Origin of the sequence: Falsiroseomonas sp. HW251 (assembly GCF_050563545.1) — a bacterium.
Lineage (GTDB): Bacteria > Pseudomonadota > Alphaproteobacteria > Acetobacterales > Acetobacteraceae > Falsiroseomonas.
Genome location: NZ_JBNXUM010000035.1, coordinates 1 through 25576, shown reverse-complemented (window position 1 = coordinate 25576; position 25576 = coordinate 1). Strand labels below are relative to the sequence as shown.

Here is a 25576-nt window from a genome sequence, read left to right as displayed (position 1 = left end):
CGCCTATCGCTGCGCGACCGGTCGGAGACAGACGTGACCAAGCCACTCATCGCGATCGACGGTTACAACCTCGCGCTCGAGCAGGGCACGGGCGTCGCGACCTATGCCCGCGGCCTGTCGCACCGGCTGAAGGCGCTCGGCGCCGAGGTCGGCGTGCTCTACGGCCAGCGCGCCTCCTCCGGCCCCGACGAATTGCTGCGGGAGGTCACCTTCTTCGACCCGCGCAGCGGCGTGGCCTGGTGGCGCCGGCCCTTCGACGACCTCTCGCGCATGATCCGGCTGCGTGCCGGCGTGGACGCCACCGCCGTGCCCGTCACCGGCAAGGTCGAGACCGCGGCGCTGGAAGCGCGCCTGCCCGCCTTCGACCGCATCTGGAACGTGCCGGGGCTCTACCGCTCTGCCGTGCTGGGCTTCGGCGCCAGCCACCGCTTCGGCCGCGTCCGCCTGCCCAGCCAGGCCGCGATGATGCACTGGACCTATCCCGTGCCGCTGACCGCCGAAGGGCCGGACGGCAAGCCGGTCCCCAACATCTACACCATCCACGACCTCGTGCCGCTGCGACTGCCCTATGCGACGCTCGACAAGAAGCGGCGCTACCTCGGCACGGTGCGCGCGATCGGCGAACGCGCGGACCACATCGTCACGGTCAGCGAGGCGTCGAAGGCCGACATCGTCAACCTCCTCGGTGTCCCGCGCGAGAAGGTCACCAACACCGGCCAGGCTGTCGGCATCCCGCCGCGCATCGCGGCCAAGCCGGAATCGATGGTCGCGGCGGAGCTCGAGGGCGGCTTCGGCCTGCGCTGGCAGGGCTACTTCCTGTTCTTCGGCGCGATCGAGCCGAAGAAGAACGTCGGCCGCCTGATCGAGGCCTACATCGCCTCGGGCTCCCCGCATCCGCTGGTGATCTGCGGCAAGCATGCCTGGAACAGCCACCAGGAACTCGGCCTGCTCTACGAGGACGACAGCCGCGAATTCATCCCGCGCGGCCCGGCCGAGGGCGTGCAGCGCCTGAAGCGCCGGCTGCGCGACCGCGTCATCCTGATCGATTACGTGCCCTTCCGCCTGCTGGTCGGGCTGATCCGCGGCGCGCGCGCCGTGATGTTCCCCTCGCTGTATGAAGGCTTCGGCCTGCCGGTGCTGGAGGCGATGCAGCTCGGCACGCCGGTGATGACCTCCAACCAGGCTTCGCTGCCGGAGGTCGCGGGCGACGCCGCGCTGCTGGTCGATCCCTACGACACCGGCGCGATGGCCGAGGCGATCCGCACGCTGGACGCCGACGCCGATCTCCGCGCCGAGCTCGCCGCGCGCGGCCCGCGCCGTGCCGCGATGTTCAGCGCAGAGGCCTATGACGCGAAGCTGCGCGAGCTCTACGCGCGGTTGGGCGTCACCTTGCCAGCCGCAGCCTGAGCCGGAACGCCGCGCCGGGCGCGCGCCGGGCGAGCTCGATCCCGCCGCCAGCCGCTTCCAGGCTGGATCGCACCAGAGGCAGGCCGAGCCCGGTTCCGCCGGCCTCCCGCGCGGTGGTGAAGAAGCGGTCGAAGATGCGCGCGGCGTTGCCCTCCGACACGCCGGCGCCGTCGTCGCTGACCAGCACGCACGCCATGCCGTCCCGCTCGCCCTCGAAGGCGATGGTCGCGGCGGCGCCGGCACCGGCGTGCTGGCGGACATTGTCGAGCAGGTTGGCGACGATCGCGCGCAGCGTCTCTGCGGGCAGCGCGACCTCGATTGCGGGCAGGTCGATCGCGACGGCGAGGCCCGCCGCGCGGTGCGGCGCCGCCGCCTGCTCCACCGTCTGGCGCAGGGCGCAGGACGCCGGCGCCCGGGGCTGCGGCGCCTCGGCCCGTGCGAGATCCAGCAGGCGGCGCACCAGTCGGTCGAGGCGCTGCACGTCCTCCACGCCATGCGACAGGAAGCGGTCGCGCTCGGCCTCCGTCATCGCCGGACCGTGGTCGCGCAGCAGCTCCAGCGCGCCGCGCAGCGCCGCCAGCGGCGTCTTGAACTCGTGGCTGACCTCGGTGGCGAACCCCTCGATGTAGTCGGCGCGGCGCTTCAGCGTCGCCGCCATGGCGTGGATGGCGGCGGAGAGCTCGTCGGCCTCCCGCACCACCGATCCGCGCACGCGCCCTTCGGGCAGCGCGCCGCCGGCGGCGACCGCGCGGGCCTGCGCGGTGACGGCCTGGATCGGGCGGCTGACCGTCGTCGCGGTGAACAGCGCGACGGCGCCGGCCAGCAGCAGCAGGATCGCCGCGGCGATCGCGATCTCCGCCCGCTTGCCGCGCAGCGCCTGGTCGAGGCTGACCGGCGTGCGGGAGAGCAGGACGGCGCCGATGACCCGCCCGTCCTGCGTGACGGGCTGGGCGACGAAGACGCGGATCGCCGCGGCGCGGCTGATGCCGCCCGATCCCGTGGGCTGGTCGGGCGACAGCACGCGCGCGCGGATCACCGCGGCCGCGCGGCCAGCCAGCGCGTCCGACACCTCCTTCTGGTCCGCGAGCGACAGGCCGGCATCGCCGCCGCTGCTCGCGACGACGATGCCCCGCGCATCTAGGATGCGCATGGCGGCGAGCGTCGTCCGCTGCGCCTCTGCCAGCACGGGCTGCAGCGCCGCGCCGGCCTCGCGCGCGCGCGGATCGGGCGGCGTCTCCACCGGACGCGCAGGCGCCGGCGACGGCAGCACGGTATCGCGCGCGAGATCCAGCATCGCCGGCCGCGGCGCCCATTCGCCATCGGGCGACGCGCGCGGGCCCGCGTATCCCGTGCGATAGGCCGCGGCGATGACGGCGGCCTGGCCGATCAGCTCCGTCTCGGTCTGGCGCACCAGCGCGCTTTCGTAGATCCGCAGCAGCCAGATCCCGGCCAGCGGCGCCGCCAGGATCAGCAGGCTCGCGACCAGCAGCACCGTGCGGATCCGCGGTTTGCGTATGGCCTCCGGCCATACGCTGTCGTTCTCCGCCCTCAAGCGCCGGGCGCGCGCATCCGCGCGCTTGGCTCGCCGCACTTGCGGCGGCAGCCGTTCGGCCGCTCGGCCCGCCAAGGAAGCGGCGGGCCGCCATCCTCCACCAATTGCGCAAGGGCCATCATCTCACCCGGCGAAGCGGTAGCCGAGGCCATGGACGGTCCCGATGGGATCGGCGCCGAGTGCGGCGAATTTCTGGCGGATGTGGCGGATGTGGCTGTCCATGGTGCGGTCGCTGACCACGCGCCGGTCGGGATAGGCGACGTCCATCAGCGCGTCGCGCGTCAGCACGCGGCCGGGCACGGCGGCCAGCGCGCGCAGGATCGCGAATTCGGTGACGGTCAGATCGACCTTCGTGCCGTCCCAGGCGACCTCGAAGCGCTCTGCGTCCAGGGTCAGCCGACCGCGCACCAGCCTGGCTTCCGCGTCCTTCGGCTGCCCGCGCCGCAGCACGGCGCGCACGCGCGCAACCACCTCGCGCGGGGAGAAGGGCTTCGTCACGTAGTCGTCGCCGCCGAGCTCGAGGCCGAGCACGCGGTCCATCTCCTCGTCGCGCGAGGAGAGGAAGATCACCGGCAGCGCGGATGTCTTCCGCAGCCGCCGGCAGACCTCGGTCCCGTCCATCTCCGGCATGACGATGTCGAGCAGCACCAGGTCCGGCTTCTCGCGCCCGATCGCCGCCAGCGCGGCGGCGCCATCGGCGGCCTCCACCGTCGCGAAGCCGTCGCGCGAGAGGGCGAAGCACAGCACGCTGCGGATATGCGGGTCGTCGTCGGCGACCAGGATCTTGGGCATCTGCACGGGATTTGCACGAAACATCACGCGCCGTGCAAGCGCCCTCCGTCCGCGCTGCACAGGCGCGGCCCAGCATGGCGCCTCCACCAGGAGGGATCATCGCCATGTCAGACGCCATCGCCGCGCCGCCGCTCGCCACGCCCGGCCGCTTCGCCACGACCCGCAAGGTGCTCACCGTCCTCGGCATGCTGCTGCTGCTGACCGTCCCGCAATGGATGATCGGCGACCTGATCGAGGAGCGCGAAGGCCGCCGCGCCGCCGTGCAGGCCGAGATCGCGCGGGGATGGGCGGGGCCGCAGACCGTCTTCGGGCCAGCCCTCGTCATCCCCTGGCGCGCGCCGGTGCAGCGCGACGCGAACGGCGCCATGACCACGCAGCGCGGCAGCGTCGCGGTCCTGCCCTCCAGCCTTCGCGCCAGCGCCGACCTCGCGCCGGAGACACGCCGCCGCGGCCTGTTCGAGGCGACGGTCTACCTGGCGCGGCTCGGCCTCGCCGGCAGCTTCGCCCTGCCGGAGGTATCCGTGCCCGGCGTGCCAGAGGCGGAACTGCTCTGGTCCGAGGCCTACCTCATCGCCGGCAGCAACGAGCTGCGCCCAGCGGGCATGGCGCCGCTGCTGACGTTCGACGGCCGCGGCATCCTGCCCGGCGAGATCGAGCCCGATATCGGCCTCTGCGGGCCGCAGGAGGCGCTGCGGTGGCCGCTCGGCCTGGACGGCCCGCCGGAGCCCGGCCGGCCGCTCGCCTTCGACCTGCGGCTGGAACTCCGGGGCTCCACCGGTTTCGGCGTCGTTCCCGTCGCGCGGCGCAGCACAATCGCCATCGCCGGCGCCTGGCCGACGCCGAGTTTCCGCGGCGCCGAGCTGCCGGCGCGCAGCAGCGTGGAGGAAGCCGGCTTCGAGGCGGAGTGGAGCACGGGGCTGCGCGTGCCGGTCGTCCGCCGCAACCTCGGGGCCTGCCGCAACGACGCCGGGCTGATGGCGCAGGCCGTCGGCGTGGACCTGCCGGAGGCCGTGCCGACCTACCGCATGGTCAGCCGCGCATCGAAATACACGCTGTTCTTCCTGGCGCTGACCTTCGTGACCTGCGCGATCTTCGAGCTGACGGCCCGCGTCCGGCTGCATGCCGTGCAGTACGGCCTGCTCGGCGCCTCGGTGGTGCTGTTCCCGCTGCTGCTGCTGGCTATCGGGGAACCGCTGGGCTTCACTGCGGCCTATGCGCTCGCCGCGGCGATGGTGGTGCTGCAGGCCTCCATTTACACCGCTGTCGTGACGCGGCCGACGCTCGGGCTGGTGCTGGCCGGCGTGCTGGCGGCGCTGTTCGGCTTCCTGCACGTGGTGCTCAGCCTCGAGGCCTATGCGCTGCTGGTCGGCACGCTCGCGCTGTTCACGGCGCTGTCGGTGGTGATGGCGGTGACACGGAAGGTGCGGTGGCACGCAGGATGACCAGGCGCGCCGCGCCATGCGCGCGCTCCGCGACCTGCTCGAAGCCCGGCAGGTCGAGCGGTTCGGTCTTCGCGACTTCCGCGACGATCAGCGCGTCGCCGGCGATCCAGCCGGCGGCGCGCAGCGCGTCGACGGCGCGCGGCACCAGCGACTTCCCGTAGGGCGGGTCGAGGAAGACGAGGCCGCAGGGCGCGTCCGCGCGCGGCGGCCTAGTCGCGTCGCCGGGGATGACGCGGGCCGCGTCATCCTCCTTCAGCGCCGCGATGTTGGCGCGCAGCGACGCGAGCGCGGCGCGGTCGGGCTCGAAGAACACCGCGCCCGCCGCGCCGCGCGACAGCGCCTCCAGGCCCAGCGCGCCGGTGCCGGCGAAGGCGTCCAGCACGCGCGCGCCCTCGATCCGCTCGCGGCCGGCCCAGGGCGCGTGCCACAGCATGTCGAACAGCGCCTGTCGCACGCGGTCGGCGGTGGGGCGCGTCGCCTCGCCCTTCGGCGCGACCAGGCTACGACCGCGGTGACGGCCGGCGACGATTCGCATGCGGCCTGCGCGGCGCGGCGTTGCGGGCGCGGGGGATGGTGCGCGATCCCGGCGGCGCGGGCGGTGCTTCCGGCGCCGGTTCCGCGCCGCGGCGGCGCACCGGCTTCTCCCCTATGCCGAGCTGGTCGCGCAGGATGCGGGGATGCACTTCCTCGACGCCGGCGCGCGGCAGGGCGCCGAGCTGGAAGGGGCCATAGGCGACCCGGATCAGCCGCGTCACCTGCAGACCGAGATGCGCCATGACGCGCCGGACCTCGCGGTTCTTGCCTTCCTTGAGGCTGACGGTGAGCCAGGCATTGGCGCCCTGGCGCGAATCGAGCCCGGCCTCGATCGGGCCATAGGCGACGCCCTCCACCGTGATCCCGCGCGCAAGATAGGCCAGCTGCTTCTCGTCCACCGCGCCATGGACGCGCACGCGGTAGCGGCGCAGCCAGCCGTTGGAGGGCAGTTCCAGCCGCCGGGCGAGCTCGCCGTCGTTGGTCAGCAGCAGAAGCCCCTCGGAATTGAGATCGAGCCGCCCGATCGAGACCACGCGCGGCAGGCCCGGCGGCAGCTTCTCGAACACCGTGGGCCGGCCCTGCGGGTCGCGATGCGTTGTCACAAGGCCGTCGGGCTTGTGGTAGCGGAAGAGGCGCGTGCGCTCCGGCGGCGCGACGGGCTTGCCCTCGACATTCACCTTGTCGCCGGCGGCGACGAAGGTGGCGGGCGTCTCCACGACCTTGCCGTTGAGCTTCACCTTGCCGTCCGCGATCAGCTTCTCGGCCTCCCGCCGCGAGGCGACGCCGGCGCGGGCGAGCCACTTGGCGATGCGCTCGCCCTTCCCAGGATCGTCCTCTTCCCCGCTCATCCGCGCGACGCCCGGACGAAGGCGTCGAAAATCGCGGGGTCGCGCGGGTCCACCGCGTATTCCGGATGCCACTGCACGCCGAGGGCGAAGCGGTAACCCGGATGCTCGACCCCCTCCACCACGCCGTCGGGTGCCACGGCGTTCACCACCGCGCCCTTGCCCGGCGTCGCCACGGCCTGGTGGTGCGCGCTGTTCACGGCGAGCGTCTTCGCGCCAACGATGGACGCCAGCAGCGTGCCGCCGGCGACCGCGACCTCGTGGCCGGGCTCGGTGCGCGGGTTGGGCTGCTCATGCGCCAGCGCGCCCTCGACCTCGTCGGGGATGTGCTGGATCAGCGTGCCGCCGAAGGCGACGGCCAGGAGCTGCTGGCCCCCGCAGATGCCGAGCAGCGGAATGTCCCTCGCCAGCGCCTCGCGCACCGCCGCCAGCTCGAAATCGGTGCGGCCTGGCTTCAGCGTGACCTTGGGATGTGGCGCCCCGCCGCCCCATAGTGCGGGGTCCACGTCGAAGGCGCCGCCTGTCACGAGCAGCCCGTCCAGCGCGTCGAGATACTCGGCGGCGAGTTCGGGGTGGTGCGGCAGCGCGACGGGCAGCCCGCCGGCGGCGATCACACTCGAAAAATAGTTCCGGCGCAGCGCGTACCACGGCAGCTTCGACCAGCCGCCCGCGGGTTCCGCATCCAGGGTGACGCCGATCACCGGTCTCTTCGCCATGCCGCGTTGCTAGACCTCCGCGCCGTGTCGCGGCAAGCATGCGCCATGTCGCCGATGGAACTGGCCCTGGTCGAAGCCCGCGCTGCCGCTGCCCGCGGCGAGGTGCCGGTCGGCGCCGTCGTCACCGATGGCGCCGGCGCGGTGATGTCCCGCGCCGGCAACGAGGTCGAGGCACGTCGCGACCCCTCGGCCCATGCCGAGATGCTGGCGCTGCGCCAGGCGGCGGCCACGGTTGGCGACAAGGTCCTGCCGCAGGCCACGCTCTGGGTCACGCTGGAGCCCTGCGCGATGTGCGCCGCCGCGGCCAGCTTCTTCCGCGTCCGGCGCGTCGTCTTCGGCGCCTACGACCCCAAGGGCGGCGCCGTGGAGCACGGGCCGCGCTTCTTCGCGCAACCCACCTGCCACCACGCCCCCGAGACGATCGGCGGCATGCGGGAGAGCGAGGCGGCGGAACTCCTGCGCTTGTTCTTCGCCACTATCCGGCAAGACCCCTGACGGCTTCACGATCCGGCCATCCGCCAAGGCCGGGCAAAGCCGCCTTCGCTTTGCGCCGTTGGGCCTGCATGCCGGTCTGGCCCTCGCTCGCCTCCATCCTGCAGCGCACCCGGGCCTGGCCCGTCACCACCCGCTACGCCGCGACGCTTGCGCTGGTCCTTGCGGTGTTCGCCGCGCGCCACGCCTTCGCCGCGGGACAGGCGCCGGGCTATGCCTTCGGGCATTTCCTGATCGCCGTGCTGGCGGCGTCCGCGCTGTTCGACCACGGCGCGGGCTTCTTCGCGACCGCGCTCGGGGCGCTGCTCGGCACCTGGCTCTACCTGCCGCCAACGGGCTCGCTGCTGCCGATGGGAGAACGCGAATGGATCGCGCTCGGCCTCTTCGTCGCGGTCGGGGTCGCAATGTCCGTTGTGATCGAGGCGCTGCACCGCGCGGTCGCGCAGCTTCAGGCCATGAACGCAGCGCTGCTGGCCGCGGAACGGGCGCGCGGCATCCTGCTGCGGGAATTCCGTCACCGCACGCGCAACGACCTCGGCTCCCTCGTCGGGCTGCTGATGCTGCGCGCGAGGCTCGCCCCCTCCGCCGCCGCGCGGGAAGCGCTGCGCGAGGCCGCGGACCATGCCCTGGCCCTGTCGCGGGTGCATGCGCGGCTCGAGCTCGACGACGGGCTGGATCGCGGTGAGGAGGAAGCGACGGTGGACACGCGCCACTTCGTCCAGGGCCTCTGCGCCGACATCGAGGCTGCGCAGTTCAACGAGGGCCTTCGCCCGGTGCGGCTGGTGGCGAGCGCGGAGTCGCATCCGCTTTCGGCCGAGCGCGCCGTGCCGCTGGGGCTGGTGCTGAACGAGACCGTGACGAATGCGCTCAAATACGCCTTCCCAGAGGCCCGATCAGGCATTGTGCGCGTCCGCTTCGCCCGCGACGGGGAGAGCTTCGTGCTGACCGTGGCCGACGACGGCATCGGCATCCCGCCCGAGGCGGAGCTGGAGGACGCGCCGCCGGCCGCCCCGGCGGGCGGCGCGGGTCTCGGCACGCGGCTGCTGCGCGCACTGGCGGCCCAGCTGCGCGGCCGCTTCGCCCGCCGGCCGGGCGAGGACGGGCGCGGGACCGTCGCGGAGCTGCGGTTCGTCGCGGCTCCGCCGCGCGGGAGCGGGATGGCCCGGCCGCGCGGGAACGGGGCGGCCGCGCTGCGCGGGAACGGGCCGGCGGCGCCCCGGACCGTCAGCGCGCGATGACGCCCCCGAAGCGCGGGTCCCAGCGCCAGGGCGCTTTGGGCCCGACGGTGACCCCGGCCTGGAAGTGGGGCGAGGGAACGTGCCGCTCCTCGCCCGCCAGCACGGCGACCCCGCGAGGCGTCAGGCGCCAGGCATCCCCGCGTTCCAGCAGCCGCTTCGGCCCCTCGGACAGCCGCGCGCGGTGGTCCAGGACGATCAGGTCGGTGGGCGGAAAGACCGGGTCGGCCGCGGTCATCGCTGCCAGCGCCGCGGCCGCGCCGGCCGCGCCGGCGGCGACGGCACGCAGCAGGTTGCGCTCGGTCAGCGACAGCCCGTCGGTCGTCCAGGGCAGGTCCTGCAGGTGCCGCCGCAGCGCCTGGGCGAGGTGCGGCAGCGCCGAGGCGCGGCGCCAGAGCGCGTCCAGCGCGCGCGGGTCGTCGTCCGCGAAGGCGTCCCAGGCCTCGGCGCCGGCCTCCGCCTGGCGCAGCGTCAGCGCCGCCGGTTCCAGCGCGGCGAGCTCGTCCCGCGGCAGTTCGGCGAAGCCGCGGCGCCCATCCGCCGGCACCAGGAAGAGGCGCCCGTCGAGGCCCCGTCGTCCCGCCAGCAGCGACAGCACGCGGATCAGCGCCGCCTGGTCCCAGAGGTCGTGCTCGAACCACAGGATGACACGCTCGAACCGGTCGAGCCCGTTCAGTGCCATGTATTCCGCGCCGAGGCGCAGCCGCACCTCCTGGAGGTCGGCGCGGTAATGCGCCGCCACGAAGCGCGCGCGGATGCCGAGATAGGCCATCAGCCCATCCGCCCCGACCGGCCCCTGGCAGACGGGATCGGCGAAGGCGAGGTATTCGCCCTGCCAGCCCGCGGCGGGGAGCTTCTCCCGCAGGTCGTCGCCGCAGCGGAGATGGGCGGTGGTCAGGTCACAACCTCAATCCCATCTTCCGGATCATCTCGCCCTCCTCCGCATAGGTCCTTCGGGCGAAGGCCGCGTAGTCCTCGGGGCCGAGATACATCGGCGCCATGTCGTAGCGGTCCAGCACCGCGACATGCGCGGGGTCGTAGAGCGCTTCCTTGAACGCGTCGTGCAGCACGCGCACGACATCGGGGTTCATCCCCTTCGGCCCGGCGATCCCGTAGGGAGAGGCCGAGACGATGTCGATCCCGCTCTCCTTCAGGGTCGGCACTTCGGGGAAGCGCTTCGACCGCTCCGGCGTCCAGACCACGAGCAGCCGCATCCGCCCGGCCTGCACCAGGTCCGCCCAGCCCGAGCTGTCGGCGCTGGCCTGGATCTGCCCGCCGAGCAGGGAGGTCGCGTTCTCCGCCCAGCCGCGGAAGGGGACATGCGTCCACTCGATGCCCCGCTGCGTCGCGATCTGCTCCATCGTGATGTGCAGCGAGGTGCCGACGCCCGGGCTTCCGTAGTTGACCTTGCCGGGATTGGCCTTCGCGTAGTCCAGGAACTCGCCGAACGTCCGCCAGGGCGCGTCGGCGCGCACGACGACGCCGAAGAGATAGCCCGTGAGGTGGACGATCCAGGTGAAGTCCTCGAGCGGGTTGAACAAGGCGCGGCTCGCCATCTGGGGGTGGCGGAAGACGCTGATCGGCATCTGGGCGATGGTGTAGCCGTCGGGCCGTTCCTGCAGCAGCTGCTGCGGGCCGAGCACGCCGCCGGCGCCGGGCTTGTTCTCCACGATCACGGGCTGGCCGAGGCGGCGCGAGGCCTGGTCGGCCAGTGCGCGCATCTGGATGTCGGTGGTGCCGCCGGCGGCCCAGGGCACGAGCAGGCGGACGGGCTTGTCGGGGAAGCGTCCCTGCGCGCGGAGCGCCGGCGCGGCGAGCAGCGCGGCGCCGAGGCCGAGGGTCGCACGGCGGCCCTTGCGCAGAAGAGGGCTTGGCATGGACGGTATCCTCCCGAATGGCGGCCCCTTGGCGGGCCTGCTCGCCGCCAGAAAAGCCCCCGCCGCGGCGGTCGCGCAAGGCCGGGGACGGTCAATCCGTGCCGGGCCGGTCGCGCCGCAGCCTCTTCACCCCGGCGCGCTTCGCCTTGCCCTCCAGCCGCCGCTCCTTCGACGCCTTGGTCGGCCGGGTCGGGCGGCGCGGCGGCGGCGGGGGGGCGGCGGCCCTGGCGATCAGCTCGTCGAGCTTCGCGCGGGCCTCGGCGCGGTTGCGGTCCTGGCTGCGGTGGCGCGAGGCGTCGATGACCAGCACGCCCTCGTTCGTCACGCGCCTGCCTGCGAGGGCGATCAGGCGCGCGAGCACGCGCTCCGGCAGGCCGGCGCGGCCGAGGTCGAGGCGGATCTGCACCGCGGTCTCGACCTTGTTGACGTTCTGCCCGCCGGGGCCGGAGGCGCGGGAGAAGATCTCCTCGAGCGCGGCGTCTGGAATCTCGATGGCCATCGCGTCGGCCTTACGCGGAATGGCGTCGCAACGTCCAGCGTGGCGATGGCCCCGGCCGAAGGCCGCCGAGGTCGCGAATGCGGCCTGCCGGCAGTCCTGCGAGCCGAGCGCCGGAGGCGCGCCGGCGCTTGAGGGCGACAGGCGAAGCATGTCGCGGCACCGGAAAGGAAAGGGCGCCGCGGTCGCCCGCGACGCCCCTCCAGGCCAGGCCTGGCGGCGCCTTTCGCGCGCCGCCGGCCTCTCGGGAACCTAGCCCAGGCGCTCGCCGTGCAGCGCGACGTCCAGGCCCTCGCGCTCCTCCTCCTCGCTGACGCGCAGGCCGACGATCACGTCCACCACCTTCAGCAGGATGAAGCTCGCCACCGCGGTGTAGGCGAAGACCGCGCCGACCGCCTGGCACTGGATGATGAACTGATCCAGGCTGCCGCTCGTGCCCTCGGGCAGCGCCGTCGTCGCGGACAGCGCGCCATAGGCGAAGACGCCGGTCAGCAGCGCGCCCACGATGCCGCAGACGCCGTGCACGCCGAAGGCATCCAGGCTGTCGTCGTAGCCGCACCAGTGCTTGAGCGCCGTCGCGCCCCAGAAGCCCGCCAGGCCCGCGACCACGCCGATGATCAGCGCCGGGCCGGGCAGCACGAAGCCCGCCGCCGGGGTGATCGCGACCAGGCCCGCCACCGCGCCGGACACCGCGCCGAGCACGCTCGGCTTGCCCTTGGTCGCCCACTCCGCGATCATCCAGGCCAGCGCCGCGGTCGCGGCGGCGATCTGCGTCACCAGCATCGCCATGCCGGCGCGGCCCGAGGCGCCGACGGCCGAGCCCGCGTTGAAGCCGAACCAGCCCACCCAGAGCAGGCTCGCGCCGATCACGGCGAAGCCGAGGTTGAAGGGCGCCATGTTGTCGTGGCCGTAGCCCACGCGCTTGCCCAGCACGAGCGCGGCGACCAGGCCGGCGACGCCAGCGTTGATGTGCACCACCGTGCCGCCCGCGAAGTCCAGCGCGCCGAGCGCCAAGATCCACCCGTTCGGATGCCACACCCAGTGCGCAATCGGCGCATAGACCGCCAGCACCCAGAGCGTGATGAAGACCAGCAGCGCCGAGAACTTCATGCGGTCCGCCACCGCGCCGGTGATCAGCGCGGCGGTGATGATCGCGAAGGTCATCTGGAACATCGCGAACACGCTTTCCGGGATCGTCGTCGCCACCGCGCCGTCGCCCGAGCCCAGGGTGAAGGGCTTGTCCCAGCCTTCCGCCATGCCGCGCAGCAGCAGGCGCGACAGGTCGCCGATCCAGGCATTGCCCTCGCCGAAGGCCAGGCTGTAGCCCACCACCATCCAGATCACCGTCACCAGCGCCGTGACGGCGAAGGACTGCATCATCGTGGCCAGCACGTTCTTCTTGCGGACCATGCCCGCGTAGAACAGGGCCACGCCCGGCACCGTCATCATCAGCACCAGCGCGGTGCTGACCAGCATCCAGGCGGTGTCGCCGGTGTCGATCTTGGCGTCGTCGGCGGCGAAGCTGGCGCCCGCCGCCAGCATCGCCGGAAGCGCGAGGAGCGCCGCGCGCGCGAGGGTCTTCATTCCGTGTGTTCCTTGTTCGACTTGTCGCGCCTCACAGCGCGGAATTGTCCGTCTCGCCGGTCCGGATGCGCAGCGCGCGCTCCAGGTCCACGACGAAGATCTTGCCGTCGCCGATCTTGCCGGTGCGCGCGGCACCCGCGATCGCCTCGACCACGGCATCCGCCATCTCGCCGGGGACTGCGACCTCGATCTTCAGCTTGGGCAGGAAGGACACATGGTATTCGGCACCGCGGTAGATCTCGGTCTGGCCCTTCTGCCGGCCGAACCCCTTCACCTCGGTCACCGTCAGCCCCTGCACGCCAAGCGGGGTGAGCGCGTCGCGCACCTCGTCGAGCTTGAAGGGCTTGATGATCGCCATCACGAGCTTCATCGCGCCGTCATCCCCTTTTTCCGGGCGGAATGGGGTGCGCAATCCAAGCCGCGTGCCATCCCGGGGGCGGTTCGGGCACGGCCCGATTCCCGCGCCTCCGCCCTGGCTTCCCGCCCGCCTGGGGCTCGAGCGCCCGCCGAAGCCGTCGCGCAGAGGTCACAGATGCTGCCCAAATCCTGGGCAATTGCCTCTCCCTTGCCGAATCCGGGTGGCGTGCGACCTTGGCAGGCATGACCGAGACCCTCGACGTCACGGCCTGCGTCATCGGCGCCGGCCCGGTGGGCGCGACGCTCGCCGCCACGCTCGCCGCGGCGGGGCTGCCCGCCGCCGTGGTGGACCGCGCGCCCCTGCCGCCGATGGAGCTCCCGGAATTCGACGGCCGGGCCTATGCGATCGCGCTGACCTCCCGCCGCCTGCTCGACGCCGCCGGCATCTGGGCCCGCCTGCCCGCCGAGCCCCAGGCGATCCGCCATATCCGCGTACGCGACGGCCGGCCCGGCGCCCGCCCCTCCCGCCTCGGGCTCGACTTCGAGAGTGCCGAGGTCGGCACCGGCGAGCCCTTCGGCTGGATGGTGGAGGCCCGCGCGCTCCGCGTCGCGCTCAACGCGGCCCTGCCGCGGCTGCCCAACCTGCGCGCCTTCGCCCCCGCCGAGGCGACCGTCACCCGCCACCTTGACCAGGCGGAGATCCGCATCGCCGGCGGCCCGACCATCCGCGCGCGGCTCGTCGTCGGCGCCGAGGGGCGCGACAGCCCGCTCCGCCGCCAGGCCGGCATCCCCGTCACGCGCTGGGACTACGGCCAGCTCGGCCTGGTCGGCGCCTTTGCGCATGAGAAGCCCCATCGCGGCACCGCGCTCGAGATGTTCCTGCCGAACGGGCCCTTCGCGCAGCTGCCGCTGGCCGGACCCGGCGGCTTCGGCAGTGCCGGCTTCCCGCATGCCTCGGCCTATGTCTGGTCGGAGCGGACGGATGTCGCGCGCCGCGCGCTCGCGCTGGACGATGAGCGCTTCGGGCGCGAGCTTGCGCGGCGATTGGGCGGGCATCTCGGCGGGGTGCGGCCGATCGGGGGGCGCTGGTCCTATCCGCTGTCGGCGCTCTGGGCGCAGCGCTTCACCGACACGCGCCTGGCGCTGGTGGGCGATGCCGCGCATGGCATCCATCCCATCGCGGGGCAGGGGCTCAATCTCGGCTTCCGCGACGTCGCCGCGCTGGCCGAGGAGGTGATCGCGGCCGTCAGCGCCAACGAGGATCCTGGCGGCGCCGCGGTGCTGGCGCGCTACCAGGCGCGGGCCAGGCCCGATGCGATGCTGATGCTCGGCGCGACGCATGCGCTGGAGAAGCTGTTCGGCAACGACATCGGGCCGGTGCGGCTCGCGCGGCGGCTTGGCATCGCCGCGGTGGACCGCATCCCCGCGCTGAAGCGCGCCTTCGCGGAGCGCGCGATGGGCATGCGGCCGGGGCTGACGGGGCTGCTCGGCGGGCAGCGACTGCTGGGGTGACGGCCTGTCACGCAGTGGGATCATTGATGTCGCTGCGCGCTACCTCTGGCGCCGCGGGGTGCCCGGCGGTGTGGGCGACCTCGCGGCGCACGACGCGGTCCTCTTCCGGCGCCCGGACGGCCGCCTGCGACCCTGGGTCCTCGGGCGGGGCGGGGCGCGCTCCGAAGCGCGCCGGCTCGCAAGCCGGCGCGAGCGAGCGTCGGCACGGCGCCCAACCCGGTCCAAGAGCCCGACGCGCGTCAGATGGCCACCGTCGTGTATCGGCATCGTCGGTTGCGGGTCCGCGACGCCGATCGCATCACCCGGCGTGCGCGGCGCCTGCGGCTCTTCGTCGCGCGGCCACCGGCGCCGCGCCTGGGGAATCGTCGTCAAAGGGCTTTGTCTCGATCGTCCTACGCCATGGTGGGCCGCTAGCCCGGCGCATCGAGGCGCCGCGCCTGCCATGCCCCGGCGCTTGCTGCTAGGCTCGCCGCATGACCCTCGTGATCGAACCTGGCTGGGCTTGGGATGCGGAGAACGGCCTGCGTACCGGCGTGCATGTGATCGTGCGCGAGGGGCGCATCGCGGACGTCGTGACGGAACGGCCGACGCTCGACGCCGAACGGATCGTGGTTCCGGAAGCGCTGCTGCTGCCCGGCCTGATCAACCTGCACAACCACGCGCTGTCGGCGCCGCTGTTCCGGGGCCTGGCCGACGACGTCGCGCCGGGCGACCTGCCAGGCCACATCGTCTTCTCGCTGCTCATGCCGCTCGGCGACGTCGCGGCCGCCGTCATGACGGAGGAGGAAATCGGCGACGCCGCGGAGATGGCGCTGCTGGAAGGGCTGCGGTCCGGCATGACCGGCGTGCTCGACGTCTACCGTGTCGCGCAATGGCCCTTCGTCGAGCGTGCGAAGCGCCTCGGCCTGCGGTCTTGGTCCTGCCCCTACACCTTCTCCGAACTCGTCGGCATGACGCCGGACGGGACGCCGACCTGGACGAGGCCGGAGGCGACCGGCTTCGAGGCGATCCTCGACCTCTTCGACCGCTACGACGAAGGGCCGCGCGGCGTCACGCGCATCGGCTTCGGGCCGCACGGTCCGGATTCCAACACGCCGGAGCTGCTGCGCCGGATCGACGCCGCGGCGCGGGAGCGCGACACCATCGTCTCCATCCACGCCGCGCAGAACCCGATCGAGATCGCGCGGGTGAAGGAACGCCACGGCAAGGGCTCGATCGAGCATCTGCGCGACGTCGGCCTGCTGCGGCCGGGGGTGGTGCTGGCGCATGGCATGTTCGCGACCGACGAGGAATTCGCCTCCATCGCGCAGGCCGGCGCGGCGCTGGCGTCCTGCCCGCTGGCCTTCGCGCGGTCGGGCCGCTTCGTGCCGCTGGCGCGGATGGAGGCGGCGGGGCTCAGGCTCGGCATCGGGACCGATGGCGTGACGCTCGACATGCTTCAGGAGATCCGCACCGCGTCGGTCTTCGCCAAGGTGCAGTCGGGCACGCCGCACGGGCTGTCGGCTCCGCGCATCCTGCGCGCGGCGACACGCGACGCGGCGTTGGCGCTCGGGCGCGACGACCTCGGGCTCGTGGCGCCGGGGCAGCGCGCGGACCTGATCATGTTCGACCTCGGCTCCTCTCGCTATCAGCCGGTCTGGGATCCGCTGAAGGCGCTGATCACCAACGGCAGCGCGGCGGACCCGGTCCTGGCGATGGTGGAAGGCCGCGTGCTGCTGCGCGACGGGCGCGTGCTGACCGCGGATGCGGCGTCCGTGACCCGCCGCGGCGCCGCGGCGATCGGGCGCGTCTGGCGGGAGGCCGCCAGGCGCGGCGCGATCCCGGCCTCCATCGCCGCGCGCGCGGCCTTCCCGTTGCGGCGCTGAGCCGCCTCTCCCTATCCTGGCCTGATCGGAACGGGAGAAGACCTCGATGACGCGCACATCGCGCCGCGTGCTGCTGGCCGGCCTCGCCATCCCCTCACTGGCCCGCGCGCAGGCGCGGCGGCCGCTGCGCATCGTCATCCCATTCCCGCCCGGCGGCGCGGTGGACAGCCTCGGCCGCGTGCTGGCGGATCGGCTGCCGCCGGTCCTGGACCAGGCGGTGGTGGTGGACAACCGCAGCGGCGGCGGCGGGCTGATCGGCGCGGATGCGGTGGCCAAGGCGCCGGCGGACGGCACCACCATCGGCGTGATCGGCGCGGCGACGCTCTGCGCCGCGCCCTTCCTGCAGGCGGCGATGCCCTTCGACGTCGCGCGCGACTTCCGGGCGATCACGCAGATCTCGGACAGCGCGGTGCTGATCGGGGTGAACGCGGCGCTGGCGCAGCAGCGCGGCTGGACCGACCTCGGCGCGATGCTCGCCTCGGCGCGGGTCAATCCCGGCGCAATCCGCATCGCTCATGCCGGGGCGGGGACGGTCAGCCACCTCGTGATGTCGGCGCTGAACACGCAGGCGCGGGTGGAGTTGACCCTGGTCCCCTATCGCGGCGGCGCTCAGGCCGCGACGGACGTCGTCGCCGGCACGATCGAGGGCTCCGCCGACCTGCCCTCGGCGCTGATCCCGCTGGCCGAGGGCGGGCGCGTGCGGCTGATGGGCGCGTCGTCCGGCACGCGGCTGTCCCTCCTGCCGGAGGTGCCGGCCTTCGCGGAGACGGCGGGGCTGGCGGGGTTCGACGTCCGGTCCTGGAACATGATCCTCGCCCCGGCGGCAACGCCGGAGGCCGAGATCGCCCGGCTGCATGCCGGCATCCGCCAGGTCGCGACCGGCAGCGGCTTCCGTGATGCGCTGCGGCCGCTGGGCTACGACGCGGTGTCCAGCGCCAGTCCCGCCGCCGCGGCGCAGCTGATCCGTAACGAGACGCCGCGCTGGCAGCGCCTGGTGCAGGAATCCGGCGCCAAGGTGGAGTAATCGTCATCGCAACGACGGCGCGCGCCGGTACGCGCCAGGGGCGCCTTCCCCGGGAGCGCACCCGGACTCAACCCGTCCCTGGCCGACCTCTGGCACGACGGACGCGCTCGGTAGAAATGGCAGAGAGCCGCAGACAAAGCCCTAGGTCCGTACGGCGCTCCTGTCCAACGGCCCGCTTGTGGGCAGGTTCGGATGGCACGGGTCAGCTGGAACGCGCCGTATTGTGAGCCGCCATAACTTCGGGCCGCTCTATTGTGCTGCCGATTGCGCCGGGCACTTGGCGCGCCGGCGGCCTGACATCGCGCCTGCAGCTTCCGCTTCATGACGTGGCGGATCAGGTGAAGAAATGGCGACGGGCGAAGCAGCTTCGGGCCTACCTCGCGGCACCCGGTCGAGCGACGCGGGCCGGGGGCGATGCGCATGAATGCGCTCCTGGTCGCATCTGCGCTGACGCTGGTCGTGGTCGGCTCGGTGGTATTCCACTTGCTGACACCCTGGTGGTGGACGCCGATCGCGTCGAACTGGGGCTACATCGACGCCACCATCATCATCACCTTCTGGATCACGGGCGTCGTCTTTTCGGTCATCGTGCTCTTCATGGCCTGGTGCGTGTTCCGCTATCGCGCGAGGCCGGGGCACCGTGCCGCCTATGAGCCGGAGAACAAGCGCCTCGAGCTCTGGCTGACCGTGGCGACCGCGGTCGGTGTCGCCGCGATGCTCGCACCGGGTCTCTTCGTCTGGAGCCAGTTCGTCAGCGTCCCGGCGAACGCCACCGAGGTCGAGATCGTCGGGCAGCAATGGCGGTGGAGCTACCGTCTGCCGGGGCCCGACGGGCGGCTCGGCGCGGTGGATGCGCGGCTCATATCACCCGACAACCCCGTCGGCCTGGTGCCGGGCGACCCGGCCGGGCAGGACGACATCGTTGTCGAGTCCGACGACCTGCACCTGCCGATCGGGCAGCCGGTGAGGGTGCTGCTGCGCTCGATCGACGTGCTGCACGATTTCTACGTGCCGGAGTTCCGCGCGAAGATGGACATGATCCCGGGCTCCGTGACGTATTTCTGGTTCACCCCTACCCGTACCGGGACCTTCGACGTGCTCTGCGCCGAGCTCTGCGGCCAGGGTCACGCGGTGATGCGCGGGCGCGTCGTGGTGCAGACCGAGGCCGAGTACCACGCCTGGCTGAGCGGACAGCGGAGCTACGCGCAGTTGCAGGCCCGCTGAGAAGGACCGTGCGGCGGGGCGGGTCCCCGTACGACACGGCGGGAGGAAGGCACTGCGATGAGTGAGATCGCGCACGGCGCCGACAGGGCCATCCCGGCTGCCGAAGTGCCGGAGATGGAGCTTCCGCACGCGCATTCCTGGCTGACGCGCTACGTCTTCTGCCAGGATGCCAAGGTCATCGGCGTGCAGTACGCACTGACCGCGCTGGCGATCGGCATGGTCGCGCTGGTGCTGTCCTGGTTGATGCGCCTGCAACTCGGCTTTCCCGGCACCTTCGATTTCATCGATCAGCAGGCCTATTACCAGTTCATCACCATGCACGGCATGATCATGGTGGTGTACCTGCTGACCGCGCTGTTCCTCGGCGGCTTCGGCAACTTCCTGATCCCGCTCATGGTGGGCGCGCGGGACATGGTGTTCCCGTGGGTCAACATGCTGAGCTACTGGGTCTACCTGCTCGCCGTCCTCGTGCTGGTGGCAAGCTTCTTCGTCCCGGGCGGACCAACCGGCGCAGGGTGGACGCTCTATCCGCCGCAGGCGATCACCTCCGGCACGCCCGGGCACGACTGGGGCATCGTGCTGATGCTCGTCTCGCTCTGCCTGTTCATCGCGGGCTTCACCATGGGCGGGCTGAACTACGTCGTCACCGTGCTGCAGGCCCGCACGCGGGGCATGACGCTGATGCGCATGCCGCTGACGGTCTGGGGGATCTTCACCGCGACGGTAATGGCCCTGCTGGCCTTCCCCGCCCTGTTTGTCGGCTGCGTGATGATGCTGCTCGACCGCCTGCTCGGCACCAGCTTCTTCATGCCGACGCTGATCGAGATGGGTCAGCAGCTTCCCTATCGCGGCGGCAGCCCGATCCTGTTCCAGCACCTCTTCTGGTTCTTCGGACACCCCGAGGTGTACATCGTCGCGCTGCCGGCCTTCGGCATCGTCTCCGACCTGATCAGCGTCCATGCACGGCGCAACATCTTCGGCTACCGCATGATGGTCTGGGCGATCGTCATCATCGGCGCGCTCAGCTTCGTCGTCTGGGCGCACCACATGTATGTCAGCGGGATGAACCCCTATTTCGGGTTCTTCTTCGCGACGACGACCCTGATCATCGCCATCCCGACCGCGATCAAGGTCTACAACTGGCTGCTGACGCTCTGGCGAGGCAACATCCATCTCACCACGCCGATGCTGTTCGCCCTCGGCTTCATCGTCACCTTCGTCAATGGCGGGCTGACGGGCCTCTTCCTCGGCAACGTCGTGGTCGACGTACCGCTCTCCGACACGATGTTCGTTGTGGCGCATTTCCACATGGTGATGGGCGTCGCGCCGGTGATGGTGGTCTATGGCGGGATCTATCACTGGTATCCCAAGGTCACGGGCCGGATGCTCGACGAGACCATGGGAAAGATCCACTTCTGGGTCACCTTCCTCGGCGCCTACCTCATCTTCTTCCCGATGCACTACCTAGGCCTGCTCGGCGTGCCGCGGCGCTACCATGATATCGGCGAGACGTCCTTCGTCCCCGCGTCGGCGCACGACCTCAACATGTTCATCAGCACCGTCGCGCTGATCGTCGGCGCCGCGCAGATGCTGTTCCTGTTCAACGCCTTCTGGAGCCTGCGGCATGGCAAGCCGTCGGGCCCAAACCCCTGGCGCGCGGCCTCGCTGGAGTGGCAGACGCCCGAGACGCCGCCAGGCCACGGCAATTGGGGTCGCGAGCTGCCGGTGGTCTATCGCTGGGCCTACGACTACGCGGTGCCCGGCGCGCCCGAAGACTTCGTTCCGCAGAACGAGCCACTGCCGCCACCGGCGCACGCCGCCAAGGGCGAGGCGACGGCATGACCATCACGCTGCTGCTCATCGCGGTGCTGGCGACGGTTGCCGGTGTCTGGCTGCTGCGCCAGGGCATCGCGACCAAGCCGTGGCTCGAGACCGGCGTGGCGGAGGAGGCACGCACCCCGCCCATCCCGGCGGCCAAGATCGGGCTCGCCGTCTTCATCGCCGTGGCGACGACGCTGATGGTGCTGCTTCTCAGCGCCTACTCGATCCGGCGGGAGATGGCGGACTGGAGCCCGCCGCCGCGCCCGCTGCTTCTCTGGGCGAACACCGCGGTGCTGGTGGTGGCGAGCGTCGCGCTGCACGCGGCCGTGCGCGCCGTGCGAGCCGGCGACCGCGAGGGCACCGGGAACGCCCTGCTCGCCGGCGGCGTCGCCGGCCTGGTCTTCGTGGCGGGCCAGCTTCTCGCCTGGCGGCAGCTCGCGCAGGCCGGCTATCTGCCCGCTGGCAATCCGGCCGATGCCTTCTTCTACCTCATCACCGCCGTGCACGGGCTGCACGTGCTGGGCGGTCTCGTGGCGCTCGGCCGTGTCGGGGCGACGCTGCGTCGCGGGGCGCGGATGGAAAGGCTGCGGCTCGGCGTCGAGCTCTGCGCGGCCTACTGGCACTTCCTGCTGCTCGCCTGGCTCGTCCTGTTCGCCACACTCGCCTTCTCGCCTTCCTTCGACTGGCTCGTCGCGCTCTGCACGGCGCCCTTCAGATAGGACAGAGGATGGACACCATCCCGGCTACCGCCAGCGCCAGCACCACCGTCCGTCCGGAGGGCTGGCGCGGCGTGGTCGCTGACTGGTCGTCCGACCAGCGCTCCTTCAAGGGGGCGTCCTGGGGGAAGGTCATGATGTGGATCTTCCTGCTCAGCGACACCTTCATCTTCAGCTGCTTCCTGCTGTCCTATATGACGGTGCGCAGCTCGACGACGGTGCCCTGGCCGAACCCGAGCGAGGTCTTCGCCCTCGAGATCGGCGGCAGGCATTTGCCGCTGATCCTCATCGCGATCATGACCTTCGTGCTGATCAGCAGCAGCGGCACCATGGCCATGGCGGTGAACTGCGCCTACCGCCGCGATCGCGTGAAGACGGCGGCGCTGCTGGTGGTGACGGCGATCTTCGGCGCGACCTTCGTCAGCATGCAGGCCTTCGAATGGACGAAGCTGATCCGCGAAGGCGTGCGTCCCTGGGGCAATCCGTGGGGCGCCGCGCAGTTTGGCGCTTCGTTCTTCACCATCACCGGCTTCCACGGCACGCATGTCACGATCGGCGTGATCATCCTGCTGGTCATGGCCCGCAAGGTCGCGCGCGGGGCGCTGGATGATCAGCGGCCAGGCTTCCTGACCGGCCGCAGAGGCCGCTACGAGATGGTCGAGATCGCCGGCCTCTACTGGCACTTCGTGGACCTCGTCTGGGTTTTCATCTTCGCCCTGTTCTATCTCTGGTGAGGAGGCCGCGATGGCGCACGCATCCGCCCACGCAACCGCGGCCGAGGAAGGCCAGCAGCACCCGATCCGGCTCTATCTGGTTGTCTGGGGATGGCTCTTCGTTCTCTCCACCTTTTCCTACCTGGTGGACTACTTCCACCTGCAGGGGCTGCTGCGCTGGTCGCTGATCCTGCTCTTCATGATGCTGAAGGCCGGGCTGATCGTGGCGGTCTTCATGCACATGCGCTGGGAAAGGCTGGCGCTGGGCTACGCCATCCTGCTGCCGCCGCTCCTGGTCGTGGTGTTCGCGCTGATCATGGTGCTGGAGTCCGACTACACGCTCTTCACGCGCGAGACCTTCCTTGGGCCGAATGGCGGGTGACGTGGGTTCCCCGCCGCCGCCACGCCTGAGCAACCGCGCGATCATCGGGCTTGGCCTCGTGGCCTGCATCCTGCTCGCGCTGCTGCTTGCCTGGCTTCTTGGCGCGGTGTGAGCTCGGCCCCGGCATCAGTTGCGGGTTATGCCGGCCCCCCCCCCCCGCGCTGCTATGCCACGACACGCCGATAGAGATGCCAGGTCGCGTGGCCGAGCAACGGCATCACGACGGCAAGCCCCACGAAAGCCGGGAGGCAGCCAAGCAGCAGCAGGCCGGCGACGATCAGGCCCCAGGCGGCCATCGTGACAGGGTTTGCCTGCACGGCCCGTACCGAAGTCTGCACCGCCTCGGCCAGCCCTACATTGCGATCGAGCAGCATCGGGAAAGACACCACCGTGAGGGTGAGCACCACCGCCGCGAACAGGAAGCCGACCACGTTGCCGATGACGATCAGCCTCCAGCCTTCGGCAGTGCCGAGCACCTGCCGGGCGAAGGCCTCCAACGATGTCGGCGCCGGAAGGCCGCCCATCGTCGCGCGGTAGACCAGCTGCGCGGCGAACAGCCAGGCGACGAAGATGATGCACAGGAAAAGCCCGAGCCCCGCGATTGAGCCGATGGCCGGCGAGCGCAGCACGTCGAAGGCATTGACCCAGGATGCGTCGCGCCCGGCTTCGCGCCGGCGGCTCAGCTCGTAGATGCCGAGCGCGGCGAAGGGGCCCATCAGCGAGAGGCCGGCGACGAGCGGATAGAACAGCGGCAGCAGCGATCCGCCCGCTGCGGCGCGCGCCGCGACAAGGCCTATGAGGGGATAGATGACGCCAAGGAAAACAAGCTGCGTCGGTGTTTCCATGAAGTCGTCCCAACCGCGCCGCAGCGCCTCGCGCAGGTCTGAGAGGCCTATGGTACGAACTGCGGGCTCGTCGTGGCCGGGTATCAGGATCTTGGATGCGTGACTGTTGGCCATCGCAATCTCTCCCGTGCCGCGCCCATTGTTCGCGGACGGCGCATTCGTGCGCCGGGTTTCCGGGCGCTGCCACTTCAACGTGCGTCGAGTTCGTCCGTTCACACTAGCATCCCGAACTCGGCCCCGGTCGTCCCAGGAACCACCGTGAACCCCATCACCAAAGGGGTCCCGTTTGGACGCCGATCACCCCCTCAGCGGGATCCGTGTTCCATGCTGATCCACAGAGGAGCAGGAGGCTCTGGCCTACGCCCGACCAGCGCGCGCGCATCCTGTTCGACCACGGCGAAGCATCACGTGCTCGGCAGACCTCCAGGCCGCGCTACGGACGCAGCAGCGAACGTGGCGAGTTGCTGACGTTACCAGTCGTCATCGGTCTCGAAGTCTTCTGCTGTCAGTAGCCGCGCAACGTCGGCGAGAATGCTTTTCCGCCACTCTCGATCCGATCTGGCGAACTCGGTGAGGAGATCGTTCGCGAGCTGGTGCTTGATGAAATCGTCGAAGCGCAACTCGCCGCCCAGCCCGTGCCGGTAGACCACATACAGGTGCTCGGCGAATTTGTCCGGACCGTCCCGCGGACGAGCAGATCCGGTGCCGCGGTTCCCTCCCATCTGAGGTTCCTTCCGCGCTGGGCTGGTGCGCCATTCAGGCCGTAGCCAGGCTCGTTACGTTCTTTGCGCCATTGTAAAGACTAAGCACGTCTTTAGAAACGGCGAAACGAACTAGTGATGGCAGCAGCGGGCGTTGTGCTTTCGAGCCAGGCGCCCGCCCCACGGGTCTGCCGCCCCACGAGAAGTTGTATTTCCTATGTGAATACACGGACTAATTGTATCGCTGATCGAAATGTTCATAGGACCGGGTGTCATGCCCACGACAGTGCGGGTGCTGTTCGCTGAGGACGAGGCACTGATCGCTGTCTCGCTGACCGATCTGCTGGAAGCCGAGGGCTACGAAATCCACCACGTGTGGGACGGGATCGCCGCCCTCGCCATGGCGCAGTGCCTAAGGGGCAACTTCGACCTGCTCGTCACCGACCTCAACATGCCGGGTATGCGGGGTGAGGAGCTTATCCGTGCATTGCGTTCGACCCGACCTGCGCTTCCGGTGGTCGTCGTGACTGGGTCGGCGCCCGCTGGTGGTGCAGAGGCATTGCAGCGTTGGAGCGGAGGTCATGGGCCCCTTGCTCTTCTGCACAAACCTGTCGCCGCGCGCGATCTCCTCGCGGCACTCCGTCGAGTGACGGTGGCAACGGTGCCGTAGCGTCATGCGCTAGCACCGCTGTTCATTGCCGCCGAACCATTCGAACAGGAACGCCGTCGGGAAAAGTCCGCGTTGGCGCTGCGGAAGGGCGACACTTCAGTGCGCCAGCGCTCGTTCACGACTGCGAGGAGATGCGGTAGGCGTTGTCCTGACCCCACGGGGCGCCTGGCGAGTCTCTGGTACCGGACCTCTAGGTCTATGCTGCGGCGACTGCGGTGCCGGGCGCTTGCCAGGTCCAGGGCAGCAGCGTGGCGAGTTCTGTCGATCGGACCGCGCCGCGGACCATCCGCTCCAGCACGTCAGTCAGCCAAGCCTGCGGGTTGACGCCGTTGATGATGGCGGTGCGGATCAGCGTCGTGCGCGTGCCGGAGGTGCTGCCCCGAGGGTCAGCGCGAGTTGCGCTGCATCGACATGCTCGGCGCTCTGCCCGAAGCGCGCTCGCCACAGGTCGTGGATGAGCTGCTCGAGGCCGGCGATGTGCGCCTCGGCCGCGGCGAGCGCGCTGCGCAGTTCCATAACGTCATCGGGCACGATGGAATGGCCGGTCGGCGCTCGATGCGCTTGGTCAGCAGGCAGAGGCCGACAACGTCAGACCAGAGGCACTTCACCAGAGGTCTTCGCCAAGCTCAAGAGCCTCGTCCGCGCCGCAGCACTGCGCGACGTCGAGACCCTCTCGGACGCCATCGGACAGAGCCTCGGCTGCTTCTCCTCCGCCGAGTGCGCCAACTACATCGCCCACTCCGGCTATCCACGCATGATGTGAAAAGGCGCTAG

General features: G+C 71.2%; 27 protein-coding genes. 13 read left to right on the top strand and 14 right to left on the bottom strand.

Annotated features, from left to right (window positions below):
* The first annotated feature begins 33 nt into the window (after nt 1-33).
* Complete coding sequence (locus tag ACLF3M_RS29575; protein WP_430660602.1) at nt 34-1407, top strand: glycosyltransferase family 4 protein; 1374 nt, start codon at nt 34-36, stop codon at nt 1405-1407.
* On the opposite strand, the gene ACLF3M_RS29570 is transcribed toward ACLF3M_RS29575, so the two are convergent.
* Together ACLF3M_RS29570 and ACLF3M_RS29565 are read right to left on the bottom strand one after the other, a co-directional pair.
* Nucleotides 1385-2899 carry an ATP-binding protein gene (locus ACLF3M_RS29570; protein ID WP_430660601.1) on the bottom strand — a complete coding sequence of 505 codons (1515 nt, stop codon included), beginning with the start codon at nt 2897-2899 and terminating at the stop codon, nt 1385-1387. The genes ACLF3M_RS29575 and ACLF3M_RS29570 overlap by 23 nt on opposite strands.
* 183 nt (nt 2900-3082) lie before the next feature.
* Nucleotides 3083-3751: a response regulator gene (locus ACLF3M_RS29565; protein ID WP_430660600.1), complete on the bottom strand. Its 669-nt coding sequence runs from the start codon at nt 3749-3751 to the stop codon at nt 3083-3085.
* A gap of 104 nt (nt 3752-3855) precedes the next feature.
* On the opposite strand from ACLF3M_RS29565, the gene creD reads away from it, so the two are divergent.
* Nucleotides 3856-5193 carry a cell envelope integrity protein CreD gene (gene creD, locus ACLF3M_RS29560; protein ID WP_430660599.1) on the top strand — a complete coding sequence of 446 codons (1338 nt, stop codon included), beginning with the start codon at nt 3856-3858 and terminating at the stop codon, nt 5191-5193.
* Here creD and rsmD read toward each other — a convergent pair.
* The 3 genes from rsmD to ACLF3M_RS29545 are packed head-to-tail and all read right to left on the bottom strand — an operon-like array spanning nt 5135 to nt 7288.
* Nucleotides 5135-5728: a 16S rRNA (guanine(966)-N(2))-methyltransferase RsmD gene (gene rsmD, locus ACLF3M_RS29555; RefSeq protein WP_430660598.1), complete on the bottom strand. Its 594-nt coding sequence runs from the start codon at nt 5726-5728 to the stop codon at nt 5135-5137. The two genes, creD and rsmD, sit on opposite strands and share 59 nt — an antisense overlap.
* The gene (locus ACLF3M_RS29550) at nt 5694-6575 is read right to left on the bottom strand and encodes a pseudouridine synthase (RefSeq protein WP_430660597.1); all 882 of its coding nucleotides are present in this window, start codon (nt 6573-6575) and stop codon (nt 5694-5696) included. Before ACLF3M_RS29550 ends, rsmD begins: the two co-directional genes overlap by 35 nt.
* Nucleotides 6572-7288: a gamma-glutamyl-gamma-aminobutyrate hydrolase family protein gene (locus ACLF3M_RS29545; RefSeq protein ID WP_430660596.1), complete on the bottom strand. Its 717-nt coding sequence runs from the start codon at nt 7286-7288 to the stop codon at nt 6572-6574. The genes ACLF3M_RS29550 and ACLF3M_RS29545 overlap by 4 nt, the downstream gene beginning before the upstream one ends.
* A gap of 54 nt (nt 7289-7342) precedes the next feature.
* On the opposite strand from ACLF3M_RS29545, the gene ACLF3M_RS29540 reads away from it, so the two are divergent.
* Together ACLF3M_RS29540 and ACLF3M_RS29535 are read left to right on the top strand one after the other, a co-directional pair.
* Entirely contained in the window at nt 7343-7783 is a 441-nt protein-coding gene (locus tag ACLF3M_RS29540; RefSeq protein WP_430660650.1) for a nucleoside deaminase, read from the top strand.
* Nucleotides 7784-7851: 68 nt separating this feature from the next.
* A complete protein-coding gene (locus ACLF3M_RS29535) occupies nt 7852-9018 on the top strand; it encodes a sensor histidine kinase (protein ID WP_430660595.1) in 1167 nt (388 codons plus the stop codon).
* Here ACLF3M_RS29535 and ACLF3M_RS29530 read toward each other — a convergent pair.
* The 5 genes from ACLF3M_RS29530 to ACLF3M_RS29510 form a co-directional block, all read right to left on the bottom strand.
* On the bottom strand, nt 9005-9913 hold the full coding sequence (locus ACLF3M_RS29530; protein WP_430660649.1) for a DUF1835 domain-containing protein: 909 nt from the start codon (nt 9911-9913) through the stop codon (nt 9005-9007). The two genes, ACLF3M_RS29535 and ACLF3M_RS29530, sit on opposite strands and share 14 nt — an antisense overlap.
* A 1-nt stretch (nt 9914) precedes the next feature.
* Nucleotides 9915-10892, bottom strand: a complete 978-nt coding sequence (locus tag ACLF3M_RS29525) for a tripartite tricarboxylate transporter substrate binding protein (RefSeq protein ID WP_430660594.1) — start codon at nt 10890-10892, stop codon at nt 9915-9917.
* Between the two features lie 91 nt (nt 10893-10983).
* Nucleotides 10984-11391, bottom strand: coding sequence for an alternative ribosome rescue aminoacyl-tRNA hydrolase ArfB (gene arfB / locus ACLF3M_RS29520; protein WP_430660593.1), 408 nt, complete (start codon nt 11389-11391; stop codon nt 10984-10986).
* 249 nt (nt 11392-11640) lie between these two features.
* Nucleotides 11641-12972 (bottom strand): ammonium transporter, encoded by a 1332-nt coding sequence (locus ACLF3M_RS29515; protein WP_430660592.1) that lies wholly within the window; start codon nt 12970-12972, stop codon nt 11641-11643.
* 31 nt (nt 12973-13003) lie between these two features.
* A complete protein-coding gene (locus ACLF3M_RS29510; protein WP_430660591.1) occupies nt 13004-13342 on the bottom strand; it encodes a P-II family nitrogen regulator in 339 nt (112 codons plus the stop codon).
* Between the two features lie 230 nt (nt 13343-13572).
* On the opposite strand from ACLF3M_RS29510, the gene ACLF3M_RS29505 reads away from it, so the two are divergent.
* From ACLF3M_RS29505 to ACLF3M_RS29470, 8 genes are all read left to right on the top strand, one after another.
* Nucleotides 13573-14841, top strand: a complete 1269-nt coding sequence (locus tag ACLF3M_RS29505; RefSeq protein WP_430660590.1) for an FAD-dependent monooxygenase — start codon at nt 13573-13575, stop codon at nt 14839-14841.
* A 473-nt stretch (nt 14842-15314) separates the two neighbouring features.
* Nucleotides 15315-16706: an amidohydrolase family protein gene (locus tag ACLF3M_RS29500; protein WP_430660589.1), complete on the top strand. Its 1392-nt coding sequence runs from the start codon at nt 15315-15317 to the stop codon at nt 16704-16706.
* Nucleotides 16707-16752: 46 nt separating this feature from the next.
* Nucleotides 16753-17730, top strand: a complete 978-nt coding sequence (locus ACLF3M_RS29495) for a Bug family tripartite tricarboxylate transporter substrate binding protein (RefSeq protein WP_430660588.1) — start codon at nt 16753-16755, stop codon at nt 17728-17730.
* Between the two features lie 420 nt (nt 17731-18150).
* Nucleotides 18151-18954: a cytochrome c oxidase subunit II gene (locus ACLF3M_RS29490; RefSeq protein WP_430660587.1), complete on the top strand. Its 804-nt coding sequence runs from the start codon at nt 18151-18153 to the stop codon at nt 18952-18954.
* Between the two features lie 57 nt (nt 18955-19011).
* Nucleotides 19012-20796 (top strand): cytochrome c oxidase subunit I, encoded by a 1785-nt coding sequence (ctaD, locus tag ACLF3M_RS29485; RefSeq protein WP_430660586.1) that lies wholly within the window; start codon nt 19012-19014, stop codon nt 20794-20796.
* Nucleotides 20793-21494, top strand: coding sequence for a cytochrome c oxidase subunit 3 (locus tag ACLF3M_RS29480; protein WP_430660585.1), 702 nt, complete (start codon nt 20793-20795; stop codon nt 21492-21494). The genes ctaD and ACLF3M_RS29480 overlap by 4 nt, the downstream gene beginning before the upstream one ends.
* An 8-nt stretch (nt 21495-21502) precedes the next feature.
* The gene (locus ACLF3M_RS29475) at nt 21503-22225 is read left to right on the top strand and encodes a heme-copper oxidase subunit III family protein (RefSeq protein ID WP_430660584.1); all 723 of its coding nucleotides are present in this window, start codon (nt 21503-21505) and stop codon (nt 22223-22225) included.
* Nucleotides 22226-22235: 10 nt separating this feature from the next.
* Entirely contained in the window at nt 22236-22586 is a 351-nt protein-coding gene (locus tag ACLF3M_RS29470; protein WP_430660583.1) for a cytochrome C oxidase subunit IV family protein, read from the top strand.
* Nucleotides 22587-22750: 164 nt separating this feature from the next.
* Here ACLF3M_RS29470 and ACLF3M_RS29465 read toward each other — a convergent pair whose 3' ends face one another.
* Complete coding sequence (locus ACLF3M_RS29465) at nt 22751-23545, bottom strand: DUF2189 domain-containing protein (protein ID WP_430660582.1); 795 nt, start codon at nt 23543-23545, stop codon at nt 22751-22753.
* A 356-nt stretch (nt 23546-23901) separates the two neighbouring features.
* Nucleotides 23902-24153 carry a hypothetical protein gene (locus ACLF3M_RS29460; protein WP_430660581.1) on the bottom strand — a complete coding sequence of 84 codons (252 nt, stop codon included), beginning with the start codon at nt 24151-24153 and terminating at the stop codon, nt 23902-23904.
* A gap of 253 nt (nt 24154-24406) precedes the next feature.
* On the opposite strand from ACLF3M_RS29460, the gene ACLF3M_RS29455 reads away from it, so the two are divergent.
* Complete coding sequence (locus tag ACLF3M_RS29455) at nt 24407-24802, top strand: response regulator (protein WP_430660580.1); 396 nt, start codon at nt 24407-24409, stop codon at nt 24800-24802.
* 196 nt (nt 24803-24998) lie between these two features.
* Here ACLF3M_RS29455 and ACLF3M_RS29450 read toward each other — a convergent pair whose 3' ends face one another.
* Together ACLF3M_RS29450 and ACLF3M_RS29445 are read right to left on the bottom strand one after the other, a co-directional pair.
* Complete coding sequence (locus ACLF3M_RS29450; RefSeq protein WP_430660648.1) at nt 24999-25109, bottom strand: hypothetical protein; 111 nt, start codon at nt 25107-25109, stop codon at nt 24999-25001.
* A 41-nt stretch (nt 25110-25150) separates the two neighbouring features.
* Nucleotides 25151-25333 carry a hypothetical protein gene (locus ACLF3M_RS29445; protein ID WP_430660652.1) on the bottom strand — a complete coding sequence of 61 codons (183 nt, stop codon included), beginning with the start codon at nt 25331-25333 and terminating at the stop codon, nt 25151-25153.
* Between the last annotated feature and the right edge of the window lie 243 nt (nt 25334-25576).

Excerpts from the sequence above, each read along its gene's own strand:
- ACLF3M_RS29565 (WP_430660600.1), bottom strand. The coding sequence starts at position 3,751 with ATGCCCAAGATCCTGGTCGCCGACGACGACCCGCATATCCGCAGCGTG.
- creD (WP_430660599.1), top strand. The coding sequence starts at position 3,856 with ATGTCAGACGCCATCGCCGCGCCGCCGCTCGCCACGCCCGGCCGCTTC.
- rsmD (WP_430660598.1), bottom strand. The coding sequence starts at position 5,728 with ATGCGAATCGTCGCCGGCCGTCACCGCGGTCGTAGCCTGGTCGCGCCG.
- ACLF3M_RS29550 (WP_430660597.1), bottom strand. The coding sequence starts at position 6,575 with ATGAGCGGGGAAGAGGACGATCCTGGGAAGGGCGAGCGCATCGCCAAG.
- ACLF3M_RS29545 (WP_430660596.1), bottom strand. The coding sequence starts at position 7,288 with ATGGCGAAGAGACCGGTGATCGGCGTCACCCTGGATGCGGAACCCGCG.
- ACLF3M_RS29540 (WP_430660650.1), top strand. The coding sequence starts at position 7,343 with ATGGAACTGGCCCTGGTCGAAGCCCGCGCTGCCGCTGCCCGCGGCGAG.
- ACLF3M_RS29535 (WP_430660595.1), top strand. The coding sequence starts at position 7,852 with ATGCCGGTCTGGCCCTCGCTCGCCTCCATCCTGCAGCGCACCCGGGCC.
- ACLF3M_RS29525 (WP_430660594.1), bottom strand. The coding sequence starts at position 10,892 with ATGCCAAGCCCTCTTCTGCGCAAGGGCCGCCGTGCGACCCTCGGCCTC.
- arfB (WP_430660593.1), bottom strand. The coding sequence starts at position 11,391 with ATGGCCATCGAGATTCCAGACGCCGCGCTCGAGGAGATCTTCTCCCGC.
- ACLF3M_RS29515 (WP_430660592.1), bottom strand. The coding sequence starts at position 12,972 with ATGAAGACCCTCGCGCGCGCGGCGCTCCTCGCGCTTCCGGCGATGCTG.
- ACLF3M_RS29510 (WP_430660591.1), bottom strand. The coding sequence starts at position 13,342 with ATGAAGCTCGTGATGGCGATCATCAAGCCCTTCAAGCTCGACGAGGTG.
- ACLF3M_RS29505 (WP_430660590.1), top strand. The coding sequence starts at position 13,573 with ATGACCGAGACCCTCGACGTCACGGCCTGCGTCATCGGCGCCGGCCCG.
- ACLF3M_RS29500 (WP_430660589.1), top strand. The coding sequence starts at position 15,315 with ATGACCCTCGTGATCGAACCTGGCTGGGCTTGGGATGCGGAGAACGGC.
- ACLF3M_RS29495 (WP_430660588.1), top strand. The coding sequence starts at position 16,753 with ATGACGCGCACATCGCGCCGCGTGCTGCTGGCCGGCCTCGCCATCCCC.
- ACLF3M_RS29490 (WP_430660587.1), top strand. The coding sequence starts at position 18,151 with ATGAATGCGCTCCTGGTCGCATCTGCGCTGACGCTGGTCGTGGTCGGC.
- ctaD (WP_430660586.1), top strand. The coding sequence starts at position 19,012 with ATGAGTGAGATCGCGCACGGCGCCGACAGGGCCATCCCGGCTGCCGAA.
- ACLF3M_RS29480 (WP_430660585.1), top strand. The coding sequence starts at position 20,793 with ATGACCATCACGCTGCTGCTCATCGCGGTGCTGGCGACGGTTGCCGGT.
- ACLF3M_RS29475 (WP_430660584.1), top strand. The coding sequence starts at position 21,503 with ATGGACACCATCCCGGCTACCGCCAGCGCCAGCACCACCGTCCGTCCG.
- ACLF3M_RS29470 (WP_430660583.1), top strand. The coding sequence starts at position 22,236 with ATGGCGCACGCATCCGCCCACGCAACCGCGGCCGAGGAAGGCCAGCAG.
- ACLF3M_RS29465 (WP_430660582.1), bottom strand. The coding sequence starts at position 23,545 with ATGGCCAACAGTCACGCATCCAAGATCCTGATACCCGGCCACGACGAG.
- ACLF3M_RS29460 (WP_430660581.1), bottom strand. The coding sequence starts at position 24,153 with ATGGGAGGGAACCGCGGCACCGGATCTGCTCGTCCGCGGGACGGTCCG.
- ACLF3M_RS29455 (WP_430660580.1), top strand. The coding sequence starts at position 24,407 with ATGCCCACGACAGTGCGGGTGCTGTTCGCTGAGGACGAGGCACTGATC.